Origin of the sequence: Paraglaciecola hydrolytica (genome assembly GCF_001565895.1) — a bacterium.
GTDB lineage: Bacteria > Pseudomonadota > Gammaproteobacteria > Enterobacterales > Alteromonadaceae > Paraglaciecola > Paraglaciecola hydrolytica.
Map to the genome: position 1 here is coordinate 317,316 of NZ_LSNE01000011.1, position 26,297 is coordinate 343,612.

Annotated in this window: 26 protein-coding genes and 1 pseudogene; 14 read left to right on the plus strand and 13 right to left on the minus strand. The window is 41.1% G+C overall.

Going from position 1 to position 26,297, the window contains the following annotated elements:
• The 3 genes and pseudogenes from AX660_RS19825 to glnG all read left to right on the plus strand — a co-directional run.
• Positions 1–330, plus strand: a pseudogene (locus tag AX660_RS19825) (DUF4124 domain-containing protein); the annotation flags it as partial.
• Positions 331–412: 82 nt separating this feature from the next.
• Positions 413–1,492, plus strand: a complete 1,080-nt coding sequence (gene glnL, locus AX660_RS19830; RefSeq protein ID WP_068381217.1) for a nitrogen regulation protein NR(II) — start codon at positions 413–415, stop codon at positions 1,490–1,492.
• The gene (gene glnG / locus AX660_RS19835; protein WP_068381012.1) at positions 1,489–2,895 is read left to right on the plus strand and encodes a nitrogen regulation protein NR(I); all 1,407 of its coding nucleotides are present in this window, start codon (positions 1,489–1,491) and stop codon (positions 2,893–2,895) included. Before glnL ends, glnG begins: the two co-directional genes overlap by 4 nt.
• Positions 2,896–2,947: 52 nt before the next feature.
• Here the strand turns inward: glnG and AX660_RS19840 are convergent, their stop codons facing one another.
• Positions 2,948–3,664, minus strand: a complete 717-nt coding sequence (locus AX660_RS19840; protein WP_068381016.1) for a hypothetical protein — start codon at positions 3,662–3,664, stop codon at positions 2,948–2,950.
• 66 nt (positions 3,665–3,730) lie between these two features.
• A complete protein-coding gene (locus AX660_RS19845; protein WP_068381019.1) occupies positions 3,731–4,867 on the minus strand; it encodes an HD domain-containing phosphohydrolase in 1,137 nt (378 codons plus the stop codon).
• 332 nt (positions 4,868–5,199) lie between these two features.
• Between AX660_RS19845 and AX660_RS19850 the strand changes: the two genes are divergently transcribed.
• Together AX660_RS19850 and rraB are read left to right on the plus strand one after the other, a co-directional pair.
• On the plus strand, positions 5,200–5,919 hold the full coding sequence (locus AX660_RS19850; RefSeq protein ID WP_068381022.1) for a 1-acylglycerol-3-phosphate O-acyltransferase: 720 nt from the start codon (positions 5,200–5,202) through the stop codon (positions 5,917–5,919).
• Positions 5,920–5,947: 28 nt separating this feature from the next.
• Positions 5,948–6,322 (plus strand): ribonuclease E inhibitor RraB, encoded by a 375-nt coding sequence (gene rraB / locus AX660_RS19855; RefSeq protein WP_068381025.1) that lies wholly within the window; start codon positions 5,948–5,950, stop codon positions 6,320–6,322.
• A gap of 64 nt (positions 6,323–6,386) precedes the next feature.
• On the opposite strand, the gene AX660_RS19860 is transcribed toward rraB, so the two are convergent.
• From AX660_RS19860 to AX660_RS19880, 6 genes are all read right to left on the minus strand, one after another.
• Positions 6,387–6,659 (minus strand): hypothetical protein, encoded by a 273-nt coding sequence (locus AX660_RS19860; protein WP_068381028.1) that lies wholly within the window; start codon positions 6,657–6,659, stop codon positions 6,387–6,389.
• Positions 6,660–6,664: 5 nt separating this feature from the next.
• A complete protein-coding gene (locus AX660_RS19865) occupies positions 6,665–7,096 on the minus strand; it encodes a hypothetical protein (protein ID WP_068381031.1) in 432 nt (143 codons plus the stop codon).
• 6 nt (positions 7,097–7,102) lie between these two features.
• Positions 7,103–7,411 carry a DUF883 domain-containing protein gene (locus AX660_RS19870; protein WP_068381034.1) on the minus strand — a complete coding sequence of 103 codons (309 nt, stop codon included), beginning with the start codon at positions 7,409–7,411 and terminating at the stop codon, positions 7,103–7,105.
• 747 nt (positions 7,412–8,158) lie between these two features.
• A complete protein-coding gene (locus AX660_RS22915) occupies positions 8,159–8,317 on the minus strand; it encodes a YqaE/Pmp3 family membrane protein (protein WP_082769029.1) in 159 nt (52 codons plus the stop codon).
• A 49-nt stretch (positions 8,318–8,366) separates the two neighbouring features.
• Entirely contained in the window at positions 8,367–8,567 is a 201-nt protein-coding gene (locus tag AX660_RS19875; protein WP_068381037.1) for a CsbD family protein, read from the minus strand.
• Positions 8,568–8,856: 289 nt separating this feature from the next.
• Positions 8,857–9,261 carry a hypothetical protein gene (locus tag AX660_RS19880; RefSeq protein ID WP_068381041.1) on the minus strand — a complete coding sequence of 135 codons (405 nt, stop codon included), beginning with the start codon at positions 9,259–9,261 and terminating at the stop codon, positions 8,857–8,859.
• Between the two features lie 431 nt (positions 9,262–9,692).
• On the opposite strand from AX660_RS19880, the gene AX660_RS19885 reads away from it, so the two are divergent.
• A complete protein-coding gene (locus tag AX660_RS19885) occupies positions 9,693–10,553 on the plus strand; it encodes a putative RNA methyltransferase (RefSeq protein WP_068381220.1) in 861 nt (286 codons plus the stop codon).
• A 39-nt stretch (positions 10,554–10,592) separates the two neighbouring features.
• On the opposite strand, the gene AX660_RS19890 is transcribed toward AX660_RS19885, so the two are convergent.
• Both AX660_RS19890 and AX660_RS19895 read right to left on the minus strand, forming a co-directional pair.
• The gene (locus AX660_RS19890) at positions 10,593–12,134 is read right to left on the minus strand and encodes a DUF3413 domain-containing protein (RefSeq protein WP_068381044.1); all 1,542 of its coding nucleotides are present in this window, start codon (positions 12,132–12,134) and stop codon (positions 10,593–10,595) included.
• Between the two features lie 9 nt (positions 12,135–12,143).
• The gene (locus AX660_RS19895; RefSeq protein WP_068381047.1) at positions 12,144–12,362 is read right to left on the minus strand and encodes a YejL family protein; all 219 of its coding nucleotides are present in this window, start codon (positions 12,360–12,362) and stop codon (positions 12,144–12,146) included.
• Between the two features lie 265 nt (positions 12,363–12,627).
• Between AX660_RS19895 and yejK the strand changes: the two genes are divergently transcribed.
• The 4 genes from yejK to AX660_RS19920 all read left to right on the plus strand — a co-directional run bounded on the left by yejK (position 12,628) and on the right by AX660_RS19920 (position 16,511).
• Positions 12,628–13,665, plus strand: coding sequence for a nucleoid-associated protein YejK (gene yejK / locus AX660_RS19900; protein WP_068381050.1), 1,038 nt, complete (start codon positions 12,628–12,630; stop codon positions 13,663–13,665).
• 58 nt (positions 13,666–13,723) lie between these two features.
• Positions 13,724–14,599 (plus strand): 6-carboxytetrahydropterin synthase, encoded by an 876-nt coding sequence (locus AX660_RS19905; RefSeq protein WP_068381053.1) that lies wholly within the window; start codon positions 13,724–13,726, stop codon positions 14,597–14,599.
• The gene (locus tag AX660_RS19910; RefSeq protein WP_068381056.1) at positions 14,592–15,398 is read left to right on the plus strand and encodes a M23 family metallopeptidase; all 807 of its coding nucleotides are present in this window, start codon (positions 14,592–14,594) and stop codon (positions 15,396–15,398) included. Before AX660_RS19905 ends, AX660_RS19910 begins: the two co-directional genes overlap by 8 nt.
• Before the next feature lie 606 nt (positions 15,399–16,004).
• Entirely contained in the window at positions 16,005–16,511 is a 507-nt protein-coding gene (locus AX660_RS19920; RefSeq protein ID WP_068381062.1) for a hypothetical protein, read from the plus strand.
• A gap of 401 nt (positions 16,512–16,912) precedes the next feature.
• Here AX660_RS19920 and AX660_RS19925 read toward each other — a convergent pair whose 3' ends face one another.
• The gene (locus AX660_RS19925) at positions 16,913–18,631 is read right to left on the minus strand and encodes a GNAT family N-acyltransferase (RefSeq protein WP_068381065.1); all 1,719 of its coding nucleotides are present in this window, start codon (positions 18,629–18,631) and stop codon (positions 16,913–16,915) included.
• Between the two features lie 265 nt (positions 18,632–18,896).
• On the opposite strand from AX660_RS19925, the gene AX660_RS19930 reads away from it, so the two are divergent.
• Entirely contained in the window at positions 18,897–19,814 is a 918-nt protein-coding gene (locus AX660_RS19930) for a LysR family transcriptional regulator (RefSeq protein WP_162266436.1), read from the plus strand.
• Between the two features lie 125 nt (positions 19,815–19,939).
• The gene (locus AX660_RS19935; protein WP_068381071.1) at positions 19,940–20,383 is read left to right on the plus strand and encodes a hypothetical protein; all 444 of its coding nucleotides are present in this window, start codon (positions 19,940–19,942) and stop codon (positions 20,381–20,383) included.
• Between the two features lie 165 nt (positions 20,384–20,548).
• Here the strand turns inward: AX660_RS19935 and glnD are convergent, their stop codons facing one another.
• Both glnD and map read right to left on the minus strand, forming a co-directional pair.
• Entirely contained in the window at positions 20,549–23,164 is a 2,616-nt protein-coding gene (glnD, locus tag AX660_RS19940; protein WP_068381074.1) for a [protein-PII] uridylyltransferase, read from the minus strand.
• Positions 23,165–23,294: 130 nt separating this feature from the next.
• Complete coding sequence (gene map / locus AX660_RS19945) at positions 23,295–24,086, minus strand: type I methionyl aminopeptidase (RefSeq protein WP_068381077.1); 792 nt, start codon at positions 24,084–24,086, stop codon at positions 23,295–23,297.
• Between the two features lie 333 nt (positions 24,087–24,419).
• Here map and rpsB point away from each other — a divergent pair, with 333 nt between their 5' ends.
• Together rpsB and tsf are read left to right on the plus strand one after the other, a co-directional pair.
• Positions 24,420–25,151 carry a 30S ribosomal protein S2 gene (gene rpsB / locus AX660_RS19950; RefSeq protein ID WP_068381080.1) on the plus strand — a complete coding sequence of 244 codons (732 nt, stop codon included), beginning with the start codon at positions 24,420–24,422 and terminating at the stop codon, positions 25,149–25,151.
• 133 nt (positions 25,152–25,284) lie between these two features.
• Positions 25,285–26,157 (plus strand): translation elongation factor Ts, encoded by an 873-nt coding sequence (gene tsf, locus AX660_RS19955; protein ID WP_068381082.1) that lies wholly within the window; start codon positions 25,285–25,287, stop codon positions 26,155–26,157.
• Positions 26,158–26,297 lie beyond the last annotated feature (140 nt).

Below are 26,297 nucleotides of genomic sequence, written 5' to 3' on the forward strand. Positions count from 1 at the left end.
AATAGTGGCAAAGCCTTAAACAAAAAAATAAAGCCGGATTATCAAATTGAATTTCTTTCGCCTATGGCAGAAGAAACTATTAGAAATAACTCTGGTGAAGTTATGGTGAATTTTAATATTAGCCCAGAGTATTTAGGAAAGTTTGAATTACTTCTTGATAATCAATTAGTTAATACAAAAGGTAAAATGCAAATTAAGTTAGAAAATGTACCGCGTGGACAACATCAACTAGAAGTTAAGTTACGCGACAACTCAGGCAAGATCTTTGCATCATCAGGACAGCAAACCTTTTATTTGCACCAAGCCTCTGCGCTTATTCATGCTAATTAGCTATAAATTATAAAATTAGTGTGCATAAGTAGGAGGATAATAATTAATTTGCACTGAAAAAGTGCGTGATGAAAATGAGTTTATGTCAGAGCGTCTTAATTTGGAAAATTTATTAGATAACCTTTCTACCGCTGTTTTGTTGTTGGATGAAAAGTTAGATATACAGTATGCCAATCATGCTGCTCAATCTGTTTTCGACCGCGGCTTTAATTTATTAGTCGGTTGTTCGGTCTATCAATATATTGTTCACTCATCTCTTGATTTAGATAGATTTAGTACAAGTAGCCAACATGGTGAGGCTTTTTCTGATAGTGAAGTGCAAATATCCTTTGCGGATGGACGTCATATATTAGCTGATGTGTCAGCCACTCATATGCTCGATGGTAAGAGTAAGCAGATCTTGCTGGAAATTCGCCTTATTCAACAGCAGAAAAAAATCAGTCAAGAAACCCATCAGTGGGCTCAGCAACAAGCTGCACGTGAATTGGTGCGAGGCTTGGCTCATGAGATTAAAAACCCTCTAGGTGGTATTCGTGGGGCTGCACAATTATTAGAGAAACAATTAGTCTCAGCTGACCAAAAAGAATTTACGACGGTGATTATCGAGCAGTCGGATCGTCTGACTAACTTAGTGGATCGTTTATTAGGACCTAACGCCAGACCTAATTTTTGCTGGCAAAATATTCATCAGGTTATTGAAAAAATTTGTACTTTGGTCAGTTTAGATTTGAACCATGATATTAAGATTGTGAGGGATTATGATCCCAGTATCCCTGACATTAATATCGATCAGGATATGATCCAACAAGCCGCGCTGAATATAGTACGTAACAGTGTGCAAGTACTCACTGAAAATGCCACGCCAAATGCGCAAATTAAGATCATCACTCGCATCGAACGTCACGTGATCATTCATGGTGTGACCTTTCCTTTGTGCGCAAAAATTCAGCTGATTGACAATGGACCAGGTATACCAACAGAACTAAAAGATACACTCTTTTACCCTATGGTGACGAGTAAAAAGCAAGGCACCGGACTGGGCCTGTCGATTTCACAAACCTTGATAGGCCATCATCGCGGTAAGATCGAAGTAGATAGCTGGCCAGGCAACACAGAATTTACCCTATATTTACCAATCGATAAAAAGGATGCAGATAAATGAGTTCAGAACCCGTATGGATAGTGGATGACGATAGCTCGATTCGCTGGGTGTTACAAAAAGCCCTGCAAACCGCGAGTATCGAATGTTTTAGTTTTGAAAATCCACAAGACTTATTGCTGCAATTAGAAACCGGTCAGCCACCTGAAGTGATAGTGTCAGACATTCGCATGCCCCAGATGGACGGTGTGACATTATTGGGAGAAGTACATAAACGCTACCCTAATATTCCGGTGATTATCATGACCGCCCATTCTGACTTAGACAGCGCAGTTAATGCCTATCAAAGTGGTGCATTTGAATATCTGCCTAAACCCTTTGATATTGATGAAGCAGTTAATTTAGTGCGCAGAGCGTTGACTCATGCGCGAGAGCAAACCAAACAATATCAGACGCCCGAGTTAATCAAGGCCACTGAAATTATCGGCGAAGCGCCAGCCATGCAAGAAGTTTTTCGAGCTGTGGGGCGCTTGTCGCGTTCCAGTATCAGCGTATTGATCAATGGTCAATCCGGTACGGGTAAAGAATTAGTTGCTCAAGCCCTACATCGCCATAGCCCTAGAGCCAAACAAACTTTTATTGCATTGAACATGGCAGCGATCCCAGGCGACTTGATTGAATCCGAATTATTTGGTCATGAAAAAGGCGCGTTTACTGGCGCACAAAATGCACGGCAAGGGCGTTTTGAACAGGCTAATGGCGGTACGCTATTTTTAGACGAAATAGGTGATATGCCGGTTGGCGTACAAACACGCTTGTTAAGGGTATTGGCCGATGGGCAGTTTTATCGGGTAGGCGGTCATAATCCTGTTTCAGTGGATGTACGTATTATCGCGGCAACTCATCAAAATCTTGAGCAAAGAGTGGCTGAAGGTAAGTTTAGGGAAGATCTTTATCATCGCCTGAATGTTATTCGCATTCATATTCCTAAGTTGAGCGAAAGACGTGAAGATATTCCATTATTAGCCGGCCATTTTTTGCAAAAAGCCGCGGTGGAACTTGGGGTAGAAACAAAGGCACTGAGTAAAGAAACTAAAAAGATCTTAGCCCAGTTACCTTGGCCGGGTAATGTTAGGCAACTAGAAAACATGTGCCGTTGGCTAACGGTGATGGCCAGTGGCCAAGAAGTACTGCCTCACGATTTACCACCTGAGATCCATCAACAACCTTTAGCGGTTGAGCCTAGCAGCAAGGGTAATGACTGGCAGTCATTATTAGCAAATTGGGCTGATTTACAGTTGCAAGCAGGTCAAAATAATATACTGGATGAGGCTATGCTTAGCTTTGAAAAAATCTTGCTTGAACGTGCATTGCATTATACTCATGGCCATAAACAAGATGCGGCTAAACGCTTGGGCTGGGGTAGAAATACCCTGACACGTAAACTTAAAGAACTGAATATGTAAGTTAGGATTTTCAAACTTTAAGTAGACTAAAAAAGTGACTTAGGTCACTTTTTTATTGCTCTGAACTTAAGTTTTTTTCTTCTATTTGGGCGTTAAACGCTGGTAATTTTTCGATTAATTTTTGTTGGACTAAGGGCAACAAGTCTGCGTGTTTTTTGTGCATAACATGGTGAATCGCCATTTCTTGCAAGGTTAGCAAGTTAAAGTCTTGTGTAAAATCAATGGATCCATCTATCAGTAAAATAGCGTAGTTGGCTCTTCCCGCTTTCAACATATCGATAGAGTATGTTAATGCTTGGATGTTTTTTATTCGGGCAGAGATATGTGGTTCTGTTAAAAAAAGTTGTATGCCCTCAGTAGAGAGTATCACCGCTTTTTTATCTTGTAGGACACTTCGCTCACACAAGACATCCTTTACACAAATAAGTACAAGTTTGCCAATTTTCAGTGCAGGTTCAACTAAAAGCGCATTGGGATAATTTTGCACGGTTTTAGCTACACGTACTACATCTGCATCCACTTCACCATCATTTAGTAAGACCAAGCCCCGAGTGGCTGGGGTAGGAATTATTGTAACTTCGTAGCCAAGTTCAGTATAAATATCACTGATCAAATCGATATAGCGCTCTATTTGTGGATATACGACATAAGAAATGGCCATTTTTTTACTGTCTTTAACTTGCGCAAAAACAAAACACGGGGCCAAGCAGATGCCAATTCCTAAGCCTAGCATCAAATACTTTGCTATTTGGTACAATTGTTGTGACATGGTAATAGCTGTCGTTCCTTTGTCCGAATAATTAAATGTCTTTAAATTATAAGCATATTAACTTAGCTATTTAGTGAGTAAAGCGGCCATTCCTGAGTTAAATGCTTGCATCCACTTTGTGCTAAATTGACCTTTTGCAATGCGGTTTATTTCGATCACTGCTTTTTTCTTGGGCCGTTGTAAGTGGGCTTCATGGGCTCGAGCATGGGTAATGGCGTCAAAGGTATCGAGAATGCCAAGTAACATGGCACCATCACAAATATCCTTTTCCTTTAAACCTAGCGGGTATCCTGTGCCATCGATACGTTCATGATGTTGCATAACAATTTTACGCGCTTCATTCCATTGGGTTAAATATTCTAATAATCTCGCGCTTTTATAGACGTGAGAGCGCATTAAGTTAAATTCTTGCTCATTCAGTTTGTCTTCTTTATGCAGCAGTTCAATGGGCATAAAGGCCATGCCAAAATCGTGCATATAACAGGCAACAGCGAGTTGGTCTTCATCGATCGGAGAGCCTGCCACTTTGTTAATGTAAGCTGCTAGCTTAGCGATACGATCACCGCGGCCTTCCCAATACATCGAGCGTTTTTCAATGGGTTTCATTAATTCACGAAAAAACACGATATCCGAACGTTTTTCATTACTAATGGATTTTGGAATACCCGTAGTGGCTAAACTTACCGGGGCTGGTTGAGTACTGGTGGTGGTTTCTTCATCACCATGGTGCAAGTCTAAACTCGGATCGAGTAATAATACTGCTTCGGCCAGTAGTTTTTCATGCAGAGGACTATTGTCAGGAGATATACGCTGAATTTGGGTAACAAGTTGCGAAAACAAGGATTCGTCGTAACTTGCGGAGCCCGACGTAATACAACTTTCGACAAAAATTTTCACTCTGTCCATGGTCAACAGCACTAAGTCACTCATGTTGCTGGTGTATTCAATTTGGCCTTTGCGTAAAAAATCCAGTAAGTCTTCTACGCGCTGCAACAATGGGATCAGCGGGGAAAAACTGACTAAACCTAAATCACCTTTGATGGTGTGGATAGAACGAAATAAGGAGCGTTGTAATTCGTTATCCTTAGGTTTTAGTTCTAGCTCGATTAAAGTTTGTTCGCTGGCTTCATAAAGCTCGTTAATCTCTTCCAGCAAGTCCGTCAGAATGTCTTCATCCAGATCTTCATGCTTAAACGTCTGCATCATAACTTCCTATTGTTTCTGGGTGTATTTCACCACATTGTGCAAAGATTATCGGCTAAATTTAAAGATAATTCATTTAATTCACTATTTATGTGAAAATTTATCGTGGAAGTCTGACCAATCTAAACAAAAACAATGACTTGAACTAATTTAGGCTGGCTCTGAAAGTGTTATAGCCTTCATCCTGAAACTGCAGGTTTGGCGGCTATATTCATTCGCCCTACTCACTTAGTGAACTAAGCTCATGGGCTCTCATTCTTTTGCCGCCTCTGTGCAATTCCAATGATTTTGGGTATATACTAGCGGCCAATTTTTAGCATGTCGGACAGTCTGTGTTAGCGTTAATCCGTGTCATTTTCATTTTATTTTATTTTTTATTGATCAACTTTATTTTGATTGTTGTTTGCCTTGCGCGTCCATTTCATCGAGATAATGTGCACTTTGCCGGTAAGTTATACAGCAGCGTGGTATTTTTTCTGGGCCTGAAAATTGAGCTGCGTATTCCGCCTTCGGTTGTCCAAGGTGGTCCCTTTGTCTTTATCGCCAACCATCAAAATAGCTACGATTTACTGACTATTTGTGCTGCGGCGCAAAAAGGTACTGTCACTGTGGGGAAAAAAAGCCTCAAGTGGATCCCCATTTTTGGTTGGGTATATTGGCTGTCAGGCAATATTATGATCGATCGTAAAGACTCAGGTAAGGCTCAGGATACTTTACAAGGTGCAGTTAAAAAAATTCAGAACAGAAAATTGTCTGTATGGTTTTTTCCTGAAGGTACACGCAGTTATGGCCGTGGATTATTACCGTTTAAATCAGGCGCGTTTCGTTTAGCTAAGGCCTGTAATGAGCCGATAGTCACGATCGCTGCAAGTAATCTACATAATAAAATTAAACTTAATCGCTGGGACAATGGTACTTTGCTCATCGAAGCAAGTGAACCTCAGTTGATGGACAGTAGCAAAGGCACTAAAGCGTGGGTTAACTACTTTCATCAGCAAATGAGTGAACAAATCACTAAGTTAGATGCAGAAATAGCCCAGCGTAATGCTTAACCCAATAAATTAATTAACAGGAATTAACATGAGTACAGCAACTGAATTACAGCAATGGTATGAATTCAATCAAGAAACCATCGCCGCGCTGATTGAAGATGGCAGTGATGATAGTCAGGCCCATACCATTGAATATCACTTTGCCAGCTCAGACTTTGATGCCTTAGAAAAAGCCGCCGTAGATGCATTTAAAGCGGGTTTTGAAGTGGGTGATGCTGAAGAGTTAGAGTTAGACGATGGTGGTGAAGTCTTCTGTTTTGATGCTGTCGTTGAACGCATGTTAGATGAAAAACTGCTCAATCAGGACACCGACAAGCTACTGGCAATCGCCACCAAACATAAGGTTCACTATGATGGTTGGGGTACCTATTTTATTGAAGTCGATGAAGAAGATGAAAATTAATCGCGCAGTACGTTCAGGTTAATTCTACTAAGTGTAGAGCTAAACATCGGCGGATATATTGATCTTAGCCTTCATCGCTGATGGATTTTATCCGCCATAAATTCATGGCCATTGTGATTAAGGGCGCCAATTTGATACTGTGTCTTTTACCTACATAGCCATGTAAACACCCACTTAAAAAGACTAAAGCCAATGCGTCCGGTCTTCTTAACAAGGATTTAGTTCTGTAATGAAGGCGCAAGCGATGCACTTTAGCTTGTATTTTATAGCGGCAAATTATCTCTTCTTGCTCCGTTACATCGCGTAAAGCCTTGGCCACTAACCAGTTTGCTAACATAAGGTTTACTCCATTGTTGTATCTGTATTCGCCGTATTACTCGATAAAGTATCGATAAAACGAGAAAAACCGATATTACGACAAAGCTTTTTGATGGTAAGCCACAGCACTAACATTAAACTTATGTTCAAAACTAACAGACATAGACTTAGGATATAAACTCCTAGGCCAGCCTGAAATAACATAAAACCCAAAGCTAGGTTGCTGATTAACCATACGGTAGACAAAACAGCGGCCAGCATTAGAGATAAAATAACGACCATTGAGGCAGATTGTTTGGACAATTGCCATTCTTTAGCCGCTAAGTTAAAACGTGCTGCCCATTGTTGCTGAAAGTCAGAGATAACAACACCAACAGAATCTAAGATTTGCTGCGACTGAGTAGCTAAAGACATCTGCTCTTCGCTTGGTGCTGCTTGCTCTTTTTTATCAGACATAAAAGCTTATGAACGGCGTAACAAAGTGGTTAATAACACACCTGCAGCAAAGGCAATACCTGCAGTTGCTAAAGGGTTTTCGGTGGCATAATTACGGGCTTTCGAATTCTGCCATTTATCTTGAATTGCTTTTTGTTGAGCCGCAATAGACTCGGCAGAATGAGAGGCTGATTCGCGTAGTTTTTCTTCAGTGCCAGCGGCTTTTTCGGCCAAAGTATCCACCGTTTTATGTAAGGCGGCACTTGCTTTGTTGGTTACTGGTGAACCTGAATTATTTGCTGCTTGGTTTTGAGTATTTGCTGTTGCAGTAGCCATAATATAGCTCCTTTAAAATCGAGTTGTTTGTTGGATCAATTTATTAATTTGCATGTCGGAGGCTTTCATTCCTCCTTGGGTGTAATCTTGCAATGCTTAAGCCACTTGGGTAAAAGTTAATAAAAACAAATAGATAGAATGTTTTTAAGCTATTGATTGCTTGCTGATTGTTATCATTGTGCGTAAGGATTACCAGTGGCCAGTAATTATTACAGGGTGATTGTTAGAAGGACGGATAGGACTTTCATCAACTTTAGTCGCATTTTACGCGAAGGTATCTGGGAGCTTGTTGCTGGGTAAACATTGTTAAATATACCAAACCACTGAAAAATGTGTATGGAACACATTTTAACAACCGCAGGTTGGCCTATGGTGAATACCATGGAAGGTATTCATAATTCTGCATCTACAGGTTGTTTGGGTATATACCCAAGCAACCTGTAGATGCAGGATTCAGTGGGAATTAAATCCGTTTTAGACAAGGCAAATGCTTGAAGGTCTAGTGGACTAAATCGAAAGCATTTAACGCGGTATAAAACGGATTTAAACCCACCGGCACGGCGCTTCCGAGGTAGCTTACTTCGGCGTTGAACTGATTTGAAAGGGTATTGCCATTCCTGCATCAGTTCGCCTAGAACTAAACTCCCTCAGAAACGCTGAAACTCGCATCTTCAGGTTGTTTGGGTATATACGGTTAAGACTATAGAGAATGCCTCCCCAACCACAAGTCTTACCGTTTTTACTGTTTTAACGTTTTGCAATTATCCAGACTGCATGCACTATGCCTGGAATATAACCTAATAAAGTCAGCAGAATATTGAGCCAAAACGCGCCACTAAAGCCAACTTGCAAAAACACACCTACAGGTGGCAATAATATAGCGAAAATAATGCGTATTAAGTCCATGTTAACCTCTCGATTTTAGAAATGCATGATGGCTCAACTCTCGATATTGCTACCTTAGAGGTTGGCTTAGCCCATAAAAAGCCTTTTGCGCTTCTTCTTTGCTCATGCCATATCGCTCTTGCATTTTTCCATAAAATTTATCAAATTTTCCATCCATCTCAGTAATTTCATCATTGGTTAATTCTCCCCATTTTTCTTGGATTGAACCGCTCAACTGATTCCACTTACCTTTTGCTATGTCTTTGTTCATCACAATTCTCCTTAGGTGGTTTAAATGAAATAGTGTTTATGAACACCCTTAGTGAATTAGCATTAACACATGGGTGTGTGTAAATTAAAGCTATCTATGTGCCACAATGTAAGGTGTTGATTTATTAGTGTTTTGTGTTGAGTCTAGTGTGGTGGTGATATGAAGTGGGTAGTTATTACAGGGTAAAATGCAATTTATACTAGGAGGTGACACGCTGCTTTAAAGACCAATACAATTCTGGTTAGGCGCAGATTTGACAGTTTGGTTTTAAAATTAATTTTAGTCCTTTTTATTTGAAGTTTGCGGGTAAGGTAAATTCGAATCCTTGTTTATTGAGCCAAATTACTGCTTCTGCTGATTGTTGGGTAAAGTAGTGAAATTCAGGTGTATAACTTGAAACATCACCAATAATTTGTTTTTGGGTATCAAAACGACAGACCGTTGCTTCGTGAGTTTGATTATTCTGAGCACACCAATCATAAATGCGTTGGAACCCATCTAATGCTTCGATTGAGGGCATTATCCAGTCGCGAATATCAATGTAGGCGGCCCAAGGTTGGTGTTTGATGCTCTGAACCAATTCTTGGCAATGGTTATCTACTTGTGCAACAAAACCTTTGGTCCAGACATTTTTAAGTTTGACACACAACACTTGCCCCACAACTTCGATTTCAGTTAAATCTGGCCTTAACACGCTAATCCCCTGATTAAACGTTCATTTTAAGAACTTAGCATATCTAATTGTCATAAAATATCCATGTAAGTTATTCCTAACCGCAAAATAAAGCTCAAGGCAAAACTGATGTGGCAAATAAATGGGTTTTCATTTCAGTGTTTAATCGTTGTTTAGCGCTAATAATGGACATATTAGCATTTTTAGCCCTTAAGCTAGCAGTGTGTTGATGGGCAAAAGAGGATTTTACCAAACAGCAGTATCTAGGTTCTCAACGGGTATCAACTTAAACGATGAAACAAGCAGCAGTTGTCATATCCAAACGCGTCTGTACTTGTTTAGCGGAGTAAGAAGTGCTTACATGCCAAATATAAAACCCAACTAGTAATTAGGCAGTGAAATATGACAAGAACAGGCAAGATCTCATTGTTAGGAATGGCGTTTGTATGAGCATGAGTGAGAGCACAGATAATCAAATACCTTCCCGTTGGTTGTGCCCCGTATGTAAACTCAAGTTAAATTACCTTGTTGGCTCGTGGTGTTGTGACAATCAACATCGTTTTGATCGAGCTAAAGAAGGTTATGTAAATTTACTGTTAGCTCAACACAAAAACTCCAAAGACCCCGGTGATAACAAAGACATGGTGTTAGCCAGACGGTCGTTTTTGGCAGAAGATCATTATTTACCTTTAGCTAAGCAAGTGGCCACGTTGTTAACAGAGGTTTTGGGGCAAGTAAGAGAGCCAATTAATGTATACGATGCAGGCTGTGGTGAGGGCTATTATTTGGCCAAAATCAAACAGCAATTAAACTTGGCTGGCTTATCGATTAATGCCAGTGCCAGCGATATTTCTAAACCTGCCATTCAAAAAGCAGCCAAAAAACACCCAGATATCGCTTATGCGGTTGCCAGTAGTTTTAATTTGCCAGTGCAAAATACGAGTCAGGATGCGCTTATTCAGGTTTTTGCGCCAAGCAGTGCAGCGGAGATCCTACGAATTTTAAAACCCCAAGGCTGGTGGTTAAGTGTTGATCCCGCTCCCGACCATCTTTTTGCGCTCAAACAGCAAGTGTATGATACGCCGCAAAAACATCAGTTAGATAATACAGTCCCAGAAGGTTTTAGCTTAGTTTCACAAACAAGGCTCAGTTTTACTATGCACTTAACTCGTCTTGAACAAAGACAAAACCTATTAATGATGACGCCCTTTTACTGGACGATTTCTGCCGAGAAAAAGCAACTATTGTTAGACAACTTGAACTTGGTGAACACCGACTTTGATATTAAGTTAATGCAAAAAAAGCCTGAATAATCAGGCTTTTATGTTATTGGTTTTTGTTATGGATGGCTATTAAGGTTGGCGTTTTGCCGAAAAACGACTCAATCGTTTAATGGCTTGACTGAGTAGGTTGGTATCTACTGGGCTAAATATTTCATCACCGCTTTGAATATCAAACACCCTGACATTGCCATTGCTCAATACTTCGATACGACTATCAGCGGTAAATAACATCACTTTGCTACCTTGCGTACTAACCACATAATCAGCGGTATTATTACTCGTGAGACTTGTACCTGTGCTATAGGCTTTAGGCTGGGCTTTACAGCCAAGCAAGTCTAAGGCTGTTGGGGCTAAGTCTTCGCGATTAGACACAGTATGGTTAACACTAAAATTACTCATCAAACTTTGTGCAAAGTTGTTGGTATGAGTAAAACTACTGAGCATGATTTTATATTGATTAACAAATTCGTCTGTTATGAGCTCGTTTAGTTGTTCGGCACTGATAAAACCAACAGCTAGATTACTGCTGCCGCTTTGTAGTTGTTGTTTGAAGTCTTGCCAATTGTCTTGAAAAGGAGTCAATGAACTTTGTTGCCCTGAGTCTGCTTGATACAGCGATACCATTAAACCTTGGGATTGTGGTAGTTCTAATAAGATAGGTGCATAGTTTTTTAATGCATGGTGATACAGCTCTGGCAAGCCATACAGCACAGAATTGATACTACCCACTTCAGTTGAATTTATTCCGTAGTGATTATTAACTCGCATCAAACCACTTACATTACTAGGTAATTCACCGTCTATCACGACTAAGATGGCAACCTTATTTTGTTTATCAACTGGACAATACAGCGCTTCACTTGGGTAGCTAATACCGGCGATATCTTGGTTAAATTGCAATTCTTTGCGCTGATTATAATTGTCATAATCCAGCAAATTGTATTTGGCTAACAGCGTTTTAGCGGTTGCCGGATAAGACAAAGGAAACATATTATCCTGACGTACTATGGGCTGATACAAATTAGCGTCAGCCCATACATGTAAAGCATGACTGGCAACAAAACAGGTGACAAAAAATGCCGTAATCGGTAGGCCTAGTTTACGTTTTTGTAGGCGTTCGATACGTTGCCACAAGGCATTGGCCACAATTAATTGTACCGATAACCACACCACAAACAACATCAGCAAAAAGCCCCATTGTTGCCAACCAAATTCGGCTAGGGCAGTTTGCGCTTCATTACGGATGAGGTTGGCCGAGTTAAAACTTAAGTGCACGCCATATTTGTTGTACAACAGTGCGTCAAAAGCCAATAAAGCCAAGGCAATCGCAGCACTAATAGAAGCCGCAATTTTAACTACTTTGGCCTTAGGCACCCAATAACACAGGGGTAAAATGAAGATCACAAACCCAAAAAAGGTTAAAAAACCTATGTGGCTGATCCAATTGGTAAATAAAAACAAGGTACCTAAAGGTGTACCTGGTGCGGGAGAATTTACGATGTAAATTGCCGCAATAATAATGGCGGTTACAATATTAACCAGAGCAAACCAATGGCCCCAATTAACTAACTGAGTGACTAACTTGCGGCGTGGTGTTTCGACTAAAATCATAGAACTTTTTTATTTTCCATTGATACTTTTTAGTAGCACTTGTGTAAACTGTTCGGCCATTTTAGCGCGCTGATTTTCAGGCACTTGCTGTTGAAAAATGGTGGTAAGCACATTACCTAAGACCATTAACGACAAATCGCGTTTAACCTGATGTTTTTCAAGTACGACAATGATGTCATGCATGATGATTTCAAACTGATTGTCTGAATATTGTGATTGTTGTGGCATGTAAAGAGCTCAGAAAATAATAGCGAGTGCAATTAGCGAGATAGTAACAATGCTGGGGATAAAATGCGAATAATCCTAGCATTCTACCCAAAATCATTGGAATTGCGCGGCGGCGGCAAATGAATGAGACCCCATAAGCTTAGTTTACTTAGTGATTGGGGCGAATGAGTGCAGCCAACCAAACTGCAGTTTCAAGGATGAAGGATATGACTATTATTGGTCTCTTGCATGAAATTAGTTTAGCCAAACCCAAAAAGGATACCCTGTGAGTGCTTTAATTCACCATTTTGTTGTTCATCAACTGAGCATTAATCAACAGCAAGAATTAGTCTTGATCCCGCGTAATCGTTGTTTTGATGTCAGTCCTGCCATTGAAGATTTGGCGCAGCAAATTAATCACGCCTTTAATGTGAAACCCGCCAAAGGGGTCGGTGGGTTTGTAGCGCAAGTTGACGAAGGATCAGCAGACGAACAGCAAGAACCACAAACGCCCTTTGCCGATTTGCTTAAAGATGCGATTAGTGTCGAAGGCGACTTTGTAAAATTTAGTATTAGCGCCAGTGAAAAACTGAAAAAATCCCTGTTGGATACCGCCAGTGTCGAAACCGGCTTCGTGATATTTAGTCACTATCAGTTTTTAGCCACCGATTATTTGATGATTGCGATTATCAATACTAAGCAACATGTTGAAATCACCAGTGAGTTAGAACTTACCGCCAGCGACCATTTAGATTTAGCCAAAATGCAGTTAGCGGTGCGTATCGATTTAACCCAACTCAGTGTAATGCCCGAGCAACAACGTTATATCAGTTTTATTAAAGGGCGTATGGGTCGCAAGGTAAGTGACTTTTTTATGCACTTTATTGGCTGTGAAGAATTGGTCGACATCAAACAACAAAACAAACAATTGCTTAATACTGTTGATGCCTATTTAGCGGCTGAACAACTCGATCCTCATGAAAAACATCAGGCCCGTCAAAAGGTCGCTGAATATTACAAAGAAAAACTTGAACAGGGCGAAGACATTCAAGTTAAAGAGTTAGCCACTAAATTACCGGGTCAAGAAAACAGTTTTTATCAGTTTAATCAAACCGCAGAACAACCCGTTGAGGATAATTTCCAAGCGGATCGCAGTGCACTAAAAACCTTAGCTAAATTTAGTGGGGCTGGTGGTGGTATCAGTTTAAGTTTTGAACGTGCGTTACTTGGTGACAGGATCAGTTATGATCCATCAAGTGATACCTTAATGATCCGCGGCATACCACCTAATTTAAAAGATCAATTAACTAAAGCGCAAAGCTGACAGATAGAAATGAATCGATATACTGGAGTGAGAGTGGGAAATAACAGCGGAAGCAAACATGCAATTATTTGTTAACGATTTAACCGTGATGGATTTTTCTTATCTATGCCCGCAGCGTGGCATGGTAGGCGAAAGCTGGATTGTGGACGTGATCCTCAACGGTGACCTTAATGAAGAGAGCATGGTGCTGGACTTTTCTAAGGTTAAAAAACAACTTAAGTATCTGATTGATTTGCATATTGATCACAAATTACTGGTGCCGGTTGAACATAGTTACAGCCAAGTAGAAAGGGATAATAAAACCGATTATGTAAAAGTGGATTTTATGCGCCCACAAGGGCGTTCTATCCACTTAAACTGCCCGGCCGAGGCCTATGCTTTTGTCTATGCTGACCAAGTAACCATGCCTACGGTTAGTGATTATTTAAAAGATGTGATCGCCACCCATTTGCCCGATAACGTTGAAGGCATTGAATTAATGTTACGTGCTGAAGTTATCCATACACCTTATTACCACTATACCCACGGTTTAAAAAAGCATGATGGCAACTGCCAACGTATCGCCCATGGTCATCGTTCAAAAGTTTTAGTCTACCAAGACCAACAAGACAGCCTTGAGTTACAAACTTATTGGGCACAGCGTTGGGCAGACATTTACATAGGTTCAACCGAGGATGTCGTAACAACGGCTGATGTCTGTTTTAAATTAGACACTGGTGATTTTAACGCGCATTGGTTGTTTGCTTATGAGTCTTCACAAGGTCGTTTTGAACTAGCGATACCCAAGGCCGAATCAGAGCTGATTGATACGGATACCACGGTAGAATGTTTAGCCCAATTTATGGCCAACGAACACAAACGTTTGGACTTGTCGCATAGTTACAAAGTTTTAGCCTTTGAAGGTGTAGGCAAGGGCGCTATTGCTTATGCTTAAGTTTTTAAGTGCGATGTTGTTATTGGTTTGGCCCCTGAGTGGACTAGCCGCAGAATTAACCATGCAGGGCGAACTAACTCAAGGCAGTTTAATCCGTGGCAGTCTAATTGGCGGCAGTCAGTTAAAGTTAAATAACAAACCCATAGCCCTAAGCTCTAATGGTCATTTTGCCTTTGGTTTTAATCGTGATGCTGAACTAAAAAACACGCTAAGTTGGTTAGACGAAAAGGGTAAACAACACAGCAAAGACTTAGTTATCAGCTCTCGTGAATATGATATTCAACGTATTGAAGGGGTAGAGGGCAAGTATGTTTCGCCTCCACCAGAAGTCACTAAACGCATTCAACAAGATAATGCACAGATTGGCAAAGCCAGGCAGAACAATGATCAGCGTATTGACTTTATGCAAGATTTTATCTGGCCAGCCCAAGGCCCGATAAGTGGTGTATATGGCAGCCAACGAGTATTTAACGGTACGCCCAAAAATCCTCATTATGGTGTAGATGTGGCTGGGCCAACAGGTACCCCCGTATACGCTCCTGCCGATGGCATAGTGACCTTGTACGTAAGTGATATGTATTATTCAGGCGGCACCATGATCATCGACCATGGCATGGGCGTTTCATCTACTTTTTTGCATTTAAGTGCAGCAACAGTAGAGCAGGGCACAGTGGTTAAACAAGGTCAGTTAGTCGCTAAAATTGGTGCCACAGGCCGAGTAACAGGAGCGCATCTTGACTGGCGGATCAATTGGTTTGGTGAACGATTGGACCCCGCGTTGCTGGTGCCAAAACGCTAACATGCTTATGGCCTGCGGCCTTAAGCTAAGATTGTGTGCTGCGCACACTTATCGCTTCGCGACCGCAATCCATTGCGTTTATGACATGTTATCCCTGATATGCCAGTCACTTTTTCCCAACAGCCGCAAAAAGTAACCCAAAAGGGCCGCTCTCCAGCAAGGCTCTTACTCCGTTTATTAACTAAATTAAGCAGGCCGCTTTTAGCTGTTCCCGACAGCGAAAAGCTCAATTGGCTATCCTTGCCAATTGACCCGCATAATTTAGCCAATAAGCGGCGAGCCTTGAGTCGAGAGGAAGAAAAAGCACAGCTTCGCTGCCAAAGTCGATGGACTAAAGCTCAAGCTACAAAAGTGTAGGATATTGACGTTTTGTAAGTCGAGCTTCAGTCCGTCATAAGTAGGGCTAGAAGGGCTTTTATTCGGGAAAAGGCACATTGTTAGCGTCTAGTTAAATACATCAATTGCCAAACAAAATTACCAATGCGCTTTTGCTGAAGAGTTTGGAATTATTGAAAACTAAACTATAGTCGTGAACATGTAGCCCATGTTAAATCACAATTTAAAATGACTCTAATTAATAAGCTGTCAGGTAAACAAGGAGGAGCGATGTATAAATACATAATTTGTTTTTTAGTAATTGTGTCCATACAAGTTGGCGCTATGGAGAGATTCTCAGCACAAGAATTGCTGCAATATGCACAACGTTATGTAGAGGCTAAAAATAAGCTGCAACAAATTAATTCAGCTGAGCAAGATATTAATAATTACCTCGCTCTATTGTCTTCAGACATAAAAATCGAAACGGTTTTTCCTGATATGGAGCCCGTCTTAACAAGAAAAAACGAACTAAAGGATCAAATGTTTCGGGCTTTGGGTAATGAGTACGACTACAGCGAAATGAACATTCAGGAATCAATGGTTGGATTGAATTCCATTATTTTAAAAGTCACAGAAAAGAGTAAACATAAAGGCATAGTCAGCTTCTTAGATGAGCATAAGTATATTCGAAAGATTGGCCCTGATAGGTTTATCGAAGGTGAAATTACATTTGTTATTACTCTACAACTTGACCAAAGAGGCTTAATAGAATTTATGTCTATTCGCCTTGGTTAAAATGTTTTGAGTAAAAAAAGTACATAGGGATAAGTTACTGGCTTATCTTCCTTTGTTCTTTATTAAGTTAATAATTGTCTAACTTTTTTAATGGGCGTTAATTCGAAGAGTGTGCTTTTCCTCTCGACTCCAACTTACCCAATTTTATTAGTGCCTTGTCAAATGGCTAGACAGGACGTCTGGACAAGGCGAGGTGAGTATAGGGACATACTCTCCGTGCCGGTTTGATCAACAAGGTTCTGATAAAATTGGATAAGTAAGTTGGCCGGAGAGCGGCCCTTCTTGGCTACTTCTTCTGGCTGTTGAGAAGAAGTAACTCAAGCCGCAGGGACGCGGCTTGAAGAAAGCAATGGATTGCGGTCGCGCAGCGATAAGTGCGCGTAGCGCTTCATCTTTCAAAGCTATTGCGGTTCCACCGCCGGTGCATTCGGCATATACCTTGCGCGTTTTTTGGCTTTCAACATACTAATATCCCCAATCACTAGCCCATCGATGCAATCGTTAAAATCTGGGTCGATATTAAAATCGATAAAATGCACGCCACCTTCGTCATAGGTTTCGGTGTACTGTTTATACAAGGTAGGCACTGCAACACCCATGTTGGTTAACAGCTTTTTGAGTAAGCTAAAATCTTGCTGGTAGTCCTCGCCGCTAAAAAACTCTTTGTGCAGATGACACAGATACGGATGTTTTGAGGTGGCGACAGGTGCTGACTGTTTAAAATACAGAGTGTAAAAGTTTACTAACAACTCTTTAGCCGCTTGTGGGTAGCTATTGCTTAAACTAACGGGGCCAAATAAATAGCGATACTGCGGATGGTGTTGTAAAAATGCACCTATGCCATACCACAAATAGTCTAAGCTACGTTTACCCCAATATTTGGGTTGTACAAAACTGCGGCCTAATTCTAAACCTTGTTCAAAATACTTATTCATCGCAGGGCTGTAATCAAATAGGGTTGAGGAATAAATGCCTTTAAGACCATTTTTAGCTATCAGATTTTTGGCGTCGCCAAAACGATAGGCTCCTGCTATTTCTAGCTCTTCTGGATCCCACAAGATTAACTGAAAATAATCTTGGTCGTAGTGATCGATATCACGTTTTTTGTTGGTGCCTTCACCCACTGCACGAAAGGCGATTTCTCGTAGTCGGCCAATTTCACGCAAGATGGCTGTGCTTTCTGCATGTTGGTACAAGTAGATGATTTTCCCGTCAGCTGTTTCACCTAAACGTTGGCAATGGCGTTTTAGCGCCTGCTTAAGTTCTTGGCGGTTTTCGGGCATGGCGATGGGCTTCTGGGTAATAAAGATGCCAGGTTTGTTATTGCCAATTTTATAAAGATGTTTTTTAAACTGTGATACTTGTAACTTTTTAGCCAAATTACTTGTTGCGAAGGAGCTGTAAGGGATCAGTTCACCAATACGAATGGGCAAGTGTTTACGCTGTTGTTTAAACATTTCAGTGACCAATAACATGGATGCTAAAGGTTTGTACAACATGGATAAACTATAAAAGAGTGTGGAGTTTTTGGCGTCAATGTAAACAGGTAAAATCGCAGATTTGGTTTGTTTAGCAATACGTAAAAACCCACTTTGCCATTTGGTATCACGGATACCCTGAGGTCTAAGCCTAGATACTTCTCCAGCCGGAAATACAATCACCACACCTTCGTGCTCTAGGTGTTGTTGGATACTTTTAATGTGTTCTTTTGCTGTGCCACCTTGCATATTGTTAACGGGTAACAACAAGGGGTGTAAGGGGGGGAGCGCCATTAATAATTGGTTGGCGATAACTTTGATGTCTTTGCGTACTTCACTGACTAATTTGATCAACGCTAACGCATCTAGTGAACCGATTGGATGGTTAGCGATAATAACCACGCGCCCTTCGTTGGGAATATGTTCTTTTTCAACATCGCGCACAGAATACGAGATTTTAAAATAATCCAGTACTTGTTCAACAAAATCTAAACCACGTAAATGAGGGTAGAGCGTTGCAAACTCATGCATTTCTCGCTCATGTAACAAACGTCGTAATAAAAAGGTAAGTGATTTAGAGAGTAAGGGTTTGTTGGCAATATTGGGATAATGTTTGAGCAGGACTTCGTCAACAGTAAACATAAACTCATTACAACGTTAGGGTAGTTGGCCCAGCTTAAGTTAGGAGTGTGACAATTTGGTGCCAGTTTTGTGGTGTTTATATTACATTGGTAAAAGTGTGGGTACTTATCTTGCCTGCTGGTTTAAACCCAAGTTAAAAACGTATGAGATATGCTCATTTAAACAGCATAAATAGATGTAATTTAACGATTTTTATTTTAGGATAATCAATATCATCAGGTGTTTTATACGCTAGTTGGGCCTAATTAAGGCAAGAAAGGTATACTTGAATAATCAAAAGAATCATCGCCTACCTTCGCTTAATATTCTGCGAGTGTTTGAAGCTGCCGCGCGCCATTTAAGTTTTAAAAAGGCCGCTGAAGAATTATATATAACGCCACCTGCGGTAAGCCATCAAATTCGTACCTTAGAAGAACAGCTTGGTATCGATTTGTTTACCCGCCTTAATCGCTCGTTAGTGTTAAATCCGGCAGGAGAACAATACTTTGCTCAGGTTCAACACGCCTTACAGCAATTGCAAAGTGCCACCAATGAGCTAATCAGCAGCCAGACAAAATCTACCTTTACGATTAATACCGTACCTATGTTAGTGAGTACGCTGCTGGCGCCGTATGTCCATTCATTTCAAGAACAACAACAAGATTTTAATATCCAGATTGATTCAGATGCGAGCAGGGCAGATTTTGCCATTGAAACCTTGGATGTGGCAATTCGGCGGGTCAAAGGTGATGAGCCTAATTTAATTTACCGACCGATTTTTAAGATTGCTATTACCCCGGTTTGTAGCCCGCTGTATTTACAAAAAAATCCTCAGGCAAACTTAGATACTCTGCAAAACTGTCGATTGATCCGCACCTCGGTAGACATGGCTAATTGGCCATTGTGGTTAAAACAGTGGGGTTATGCTGCGCCCAAAAGCAATGAGTTAATGCTCAACAGTTTTAGAGCGGTACTGGACGCTACCCAAAGTGGCGCGGGCATTGCGATGGGGTATTTGCCCATCATTAATCAAATGATTGAGCGCGGCGATTTGCTAACGCCTTTTGGTGACAAAACGACACTTTATGGTGAACCTTGTTTGGTCTATCGTAAAAAGGATAAAGATAAACCCATCATCAAAGCTTTTGAGCTGTGGCTCAATAACTTACTGTTTGAACTCCACTGGTCAGATAAAAAAAACTAATCTGAAAGCAATTAATTTTGCATTTGTCACTACTCAAGCTCTGTTCTAATCTGCTCAAGCTGTCTAATTAACCCTGTTATTAGATAGTAAGTAAGATTTTGTTATAGCGCTGAGTGAGGAAGGACATGGCCAGAGCAAGCACAATGATAGTGTTGATATTTTGCAGTGTTTTGATACTTTTGACACAAGATGCCAAAGCCTTAGAGTTGGCGATGGTAGAACCAGAAAACTGTTATCTTGTTGCCGTATCACCCGAAGATGAACAGGGTGGGCATACAACCACCGCCTTAGATATAGATAACAATACCCTGCTAACTCAAACCCAGCCTGAATTAGCGCATTCACCAAGTTCGTCATTGTTGGCCGAGCTTGAACAACAGATGCCTACTATCGTTTTATATTTAACCAAGCTTGAGCTAAACGCCTTACCGATTCCGGCGTCTCTGTTGTTTATTGGTATTTGGTTAATTGGTTTTAAACTCACGAGTCAGCCACCCCCGTCGCTTAACCGCGCACAACCTTCACGTTTTAGTAAAGCCTATATGGTGATGAGCATGGGCAAAAAATAAAAACCAACACCCTGCTAAAACCGCTTAACAGGATGTAATTTGTGATTAAAAGAGCTTGTTCTGCGTTGCTTGCGCTCGAAAGAGCATCACTATTCCTTCACTCAAGCACCTTGATTAAGCCTTTTAAAATTTCGCTGAGCGAGCACTTATCACTATGGTTCGGTATTAATGCAGGGTTTCGTTTAAGCGGTTTCTAAAAAGTACTTGTTGATTTTGTGACAAAGGTAGATTGTCGCTGTTACTGACAATAAATAAATCTTCGGCTCGCTCGCCAATCGTAGATATTTTTGCCATGTGTAAATTGAATTCTAATTCTACAAACAGTTCGCCAATTTTGGCTAACAGACCTGGCGCATCGAGTGCCTCGATTTCAACCAAACTGACATTAGTTTGACTGGAATAAAAACGCACTTTGGTAGGTACATCCAGTTGTTTCATCTGGCGGGACATTTTACGTTTATTGTTATGTTCTAGGCCGGGTTTAGTGAGTTGATCTTCAACGGCTTTTTTCAAACTATTGAGTCGGGAAATTGAATTAATTCGATCACCATTGTGCTCAAGAATAATAAAACTATCAAAGATATAACCATCATGGGTGCGCATGATCTGCGCATCGTGGATGGATACATTACGGCTATCTAATACCGAGGCAATCTGGGCAAACATGTTTTTTTTCACCTTGCCATATACAATTAACTCGGTGCCTGATTTAGCCGTGGTTTCGTTAGCTTCAACCAGTAAAAAATCATCAGTCATGGGGTGAGATGCGAGAATAACATTGGCGTGCCATGCTATTTGCTCGGGTTTGAAACGGGCAAAATAATCATCACTCAGGCGCTTCCAGAATTGTTCTATCTGGGTTAGGTTCATGCCATTTTCGAGCAATATTTCTCGTGCCTTTGCTTGGTTTTCGGCCACTCTGTCTTGTATTGCGACTTTACATTCCAAGCCATTATCAAAGGCTTTTTGGGTTAATAGATATAACTCACGCAGTAGGGAGGCTTTCCAGTCATTCCATAAATTATCGTTGGTGGCACGAATATCCGCCAAAGTGAGTACATATAAATGATCAAGGTTGTGTTGTGAACGCACTGCTGTGGCAAACTCGTTGATCACATCGGCATCATAAATATCACGGCGCTGGGCAATAACCGACATCAACAAGTGGCTTTCAACTAACCATTTGATTAGCTCAGCATCTTTACTCTCAATCTTGTGGGTGATACAAAATTGCTCAACGTCGATGGCACCAAGTTTTGAGTGATCGCCATTTCTGCCTTTACCAATATCGTGGAAAATCGCCGCGATGTATAACAACTCGGGTTTATCCAAATTTTTTACGATACGTCCACAGCGGGGAAAGTCTTTGTTTTCTGGCAGGCCGTAGTGCTGAATATTTTTAACCAAACGATGGGTGTGTTCGTCAACCGTATAAGCATGAAACAAATCAAACTGCATCATGCCGACTATATTGTCCCACTGGGGTAAGTAGGCCTGCAATATGCCGTGTTTGTGCATGATGTCCCAGGCCAGCGCAAAAAAGTTAGGGTGTTTAATTAGCTGCATAAACAGCTCACGACAAGCCTCTCGCTCGGAAAAATACTGGCTATGTAACTTACGTCTGGCTAAGCGTAATTGGCGCAAACTGCTGGAATGCAAACCCTTAATTTCGGGATTGTTAGCAATCAGAAGTATAAATTCTAGAATGTTCTCCGGTGTCTTAAAAACATCGTTATGACGAGGTGCTATTAGGTCATCTAGAGTTTCAAATTCGGCGGTGATGGTTTTACTGGATTTGACTTTGGCACCCAGTACATCGTTGCTAAAACGTTGCAGCAACATTTCGTTTAATTCGCTGATACGCCTAACCGTGCGAAAAAACGCTTTCATCATGCGTTCTACGGATTCTTTACCTTCTTCGCCATAACCTAGTTTACTGGCAATGTCGGTTTGAAAATCAAACAACAAACGATTTTCGCTGCGCCCGGCTACTAAATGTAGGGCAAAACGAATACGCCATAAATGGTCGCGACACTCAAGAAGCTCTTCGAATTCTTGCTCGTTAAAGTAACCCTTTTTGACTAATTCGGTGCCATCAACCACTTTAAAATGTTTTTTGGCTACCCAGCCAATGGATTGAATATCACGTAGGCAACCAGGGCTTTCTTTGATGTTAGGCTCTAGGTTATAAGAGGTGCCCTTAAATTTGGAATGGCGCTGGGTTTGCTCTTCAAGTTTAGCGAGGAAAAAGTCTTTACTGCTCCAATATGAACGGGAATGCAGTTTAGTTTGCAACTCATCAAAACTATCTTGGCTGCCAGTTAATAAGCGGGCTTCAACTAAATTGGTGGCGATAGTGACATCTTGTTTAGCTTGGTTAAACGTTTCTTTGGTGGTTCTGACTGATTGACCAACGTCCAGACCGATATCCCATAAAAGGGTAATAAAACGGCTGATCATGTCTTGTTGCTGTTTAGAAAAGGTCTTGCTACTTAATATGAGTAGGTCCACATCGGAGTAGGGCTGTAACTGGCCGCGGCCATAACCACCAACGGCGACTAAGCTGAGATGTTTTTGTTGGTTGAGTTCAACCAATCGCCATAAATGTCGCAATAGACTGTCAACAAAAGTGGCTCTGCCTGTGACAAGCCCAGTTACGTCGCCACGGCAAAATTCACTGTTTAACCATTCGTAACTGTTGGCGATGCAGGTTTTAAAACCCGCAATATTATCAGCGGAATTAATAAGTTTAATTTGTGCAACGAGGCTTTGTAACGACAAGTCAGGTTCCTTTTATTCAGCTTAGGGAGTCAACTCTACAAAGATAGGGTTATCTTGCTTGGATCATGGAGTAATACTGTGTCATTTGCGGTGTTCTATTGCCAGTTTGAAATCAGACTGGCATATAAGATTAATGACTAATGATTCGGTCGATTTGTTCATCGTCACGTAAGGTCAGAATTTCTACGCCATTTTTCGTCACCAATAAAGTATGTTCCCATTGGGCACTCAAACTGCGATCTTTAGTGACCACTGTCCATCTGTCAGGCAGAACTTTTGAATAACGTTGTCCAGCATTGATCATCGGTTCAATGGTAAAACACATGCCTTCTTCAAGTACCTCACCAGTATTGGGTTTGCCATAATGCACTACTTGGGGATCTTCGTGAAAATTAGCGCCGATGCCATGGCCACAGTACTCACGCACTATGGTGTAGTTATGGCCTTCGGCATGTTGCTGAATGATATGACCTATATCACCTAAACGAACACCGGGTTTGACCATCTTAATCGCCATGTACAACGACTCTTGAGTCACCCGGATCAAACGCTCGGCTAAGATAGACGGTTTACCCACTACAAACATTTTTGAGGTATCACCGTGGTAACCGTCTTTTTTAACGGTCACATCAATATTAACTATGTCACCGTCTTTTAAGCTTTTGTCCGCAGGAATGCCGTGACAAATCACGTGATTGACTGAGGTACAGATAGATTTAGGAAAAGGGGGCTGACCGTAATTGAGCGGTGCAGGGATCGCTTGTTGCTCATTGACAATAAAGTCGTGACATATTTGATTGAGTTCATCGGTAGTCACGCCTTTTTTGACAAAAGGCTCGATCATTTGCAAAACATCAGCGGCTAAACGACCGGCGATACGCATTTTTTCAATTTCTAAAGCTGTTTTAATAGTCGCAGGCAAAACGGTGTTCCTATCTTTTTTAACATTGACGGTTTAATCAGCCTCTATCTTAACTTTTCACTTAAGTGATGTATAGGCCGATCCCTATATACCCTAGCAAGCTGAATCCTGCATTTTCAGATTGCTTGGGTATAAACGTTGAATAAAGCGCTAAGCCATGGTATAAAGCGCCCCGCTGAAATCAATGCAGGTAAATAAGTCTGCTGATTGTCGCGAAACTAACTTAAATAACACACATATATCGACACAGTGTTCGGGGTGTTTTCTACTAGTTTATCAGTAGAGGATCGAGTACTGGGATATATGGAGGCCTAACCCCTTAAGGAAACTATAATGGCAAATGTATCTATGCGCGACATGCTTCAAGCAGGCGTTCACTTTGGTCACCAAACTCGTTATTGGAACCCTAAAATGAAACCTTTCATTTTCGGTGCACGTAACAAAGTTCATATCATCAACTTAGAAAAAACCGTTCCTATGTTCAATGAAGCTTTAAGCTTTGTGAGCAGCGTTGCTTCTAAAAAAGGTAAGATCTTGTTTGTTGGTACTAAACGTGCCGCGAGCGACGCAATCAAAGAAGCTGCAGACAAATGTGACCAATTTTATGTAAATAAACGTTGGTTAGGTGGCATGTTGACTAACTGGAAAACAGTACGTCAATCCATCAAACGTTTAAAAGATCTTGAGCAACAAAGTCAAGATGGCACTTTTGATAAAATTACCAAAAAAGAAGTGTTAATGTTGCAACGTGAAATGGCCAAACTAGAAAGCAGTTTGGGTGGAATTAAAAACATGGGCGGCTTACCTGACGTTCTGTTTGTAATTGATGCTGATCACGAGCACATTGCTATTACTGAAGCCAAAAATCTTGGTATTCCAGTTATTTCTATCGTTGATACAAACTCTAGTCCTGACGGTGTTGATTATATCGTACCTGGTAATGATGACGCGATCCGCGCAGTTCAATTATATTTGAACGCCGCTGCCGCTGCCGTTACAGAAGGTCGTGAAAAAGACATCGTAGTACAAGCCGAAAAAGGCGAGTTTGTTGAAGCGGCTGAGTAATCATCGCTCAAACGTAGCTTAGTGCAGGCTTATTCTTAGAATAAGAATGTACCGATAAAAATGTAAAACTCAGGGGCAGCAGCCCCTGTTTTTTAACACTTAATCAAGAATTTTATTTGCTGAGGAAACGAAAATGGCAGTGACTGCAGCCCTAGTTAAAGAATTACGCGAGCGTACCGCCGCGGGCATGTTAGATTGTAAAAATGCATTAGTTGAAGCTAATGGTGACATCGAACTTGCGATTGAAAATATGCGTAAATCTGGCCAAGCTAAAGCCGCTAAAAAAGCAGGCCGTATCGCCGCTGAAGGCGTTATCTTGACCAAAGTAGCTAATGGTGTTGCCACCATGCTGGAACTTAACAGCGAAACAGACTTTGTTGCTCGTGACCAAGGATTTATTGCCTTTGGTGACAAATTGATCAACGTAGCTAATGCTAATAAAGTAAACGACATTGAAACCTTAAATGGCCTAGAAGTTGAAGGCGGCAAGGTTAGTGAAGTACGTGATACTTTAGTCGCCAAAATTGGTGAAAACATCAGCCCACGCCGTGTTGTCTCGGTTGAAGGTGATAACGTTGGTGCCTATGTACACAGTGCACGTATCGGCGTATTGGCTATCCTTAAAGGTGGCGATGAAGAATTGGCTAAAGACATTGCAATGCACGTTGCAGCAGCTAATCCTCAGTTTGTTAGACCTGAAGATGTACCTGCTGAAGTGGTAGCGAAAGAAAAAGAAATTCAATTAGACATCGCTATGCAATCAGGCAAACCTGCTGAGATCGCAGAAAAAATGGTAGCTGGCCGTATGAGCAAGTTTACCGGTGAAGTTAGCTTAACAGGCCAACCTTTCATTAAAGACCCCAGCATATTAGTTGCTGCTTTATTGAAATCTAAAGGCGCTGAAGTTGTTAACTTTGTGCGTTTTGAAGTTGGCGAAGGTATTGAGAAAAAACAAGAAGATTTCGCTGCAGAAGTCGCCGCGCAAATGGCAGCTGTTAAGAAATAAATGTGCCTTTGGCTTTTGCCAAAAGCCATTGTCATATAAACTACGGGCACCTCAAAATGAGGTGCTTTTTTTTAAGCATAAGATTGCTTAACTTTCGACGTCTTAATTAACTCAGGGAAATGCCAATCTATGAATATTGC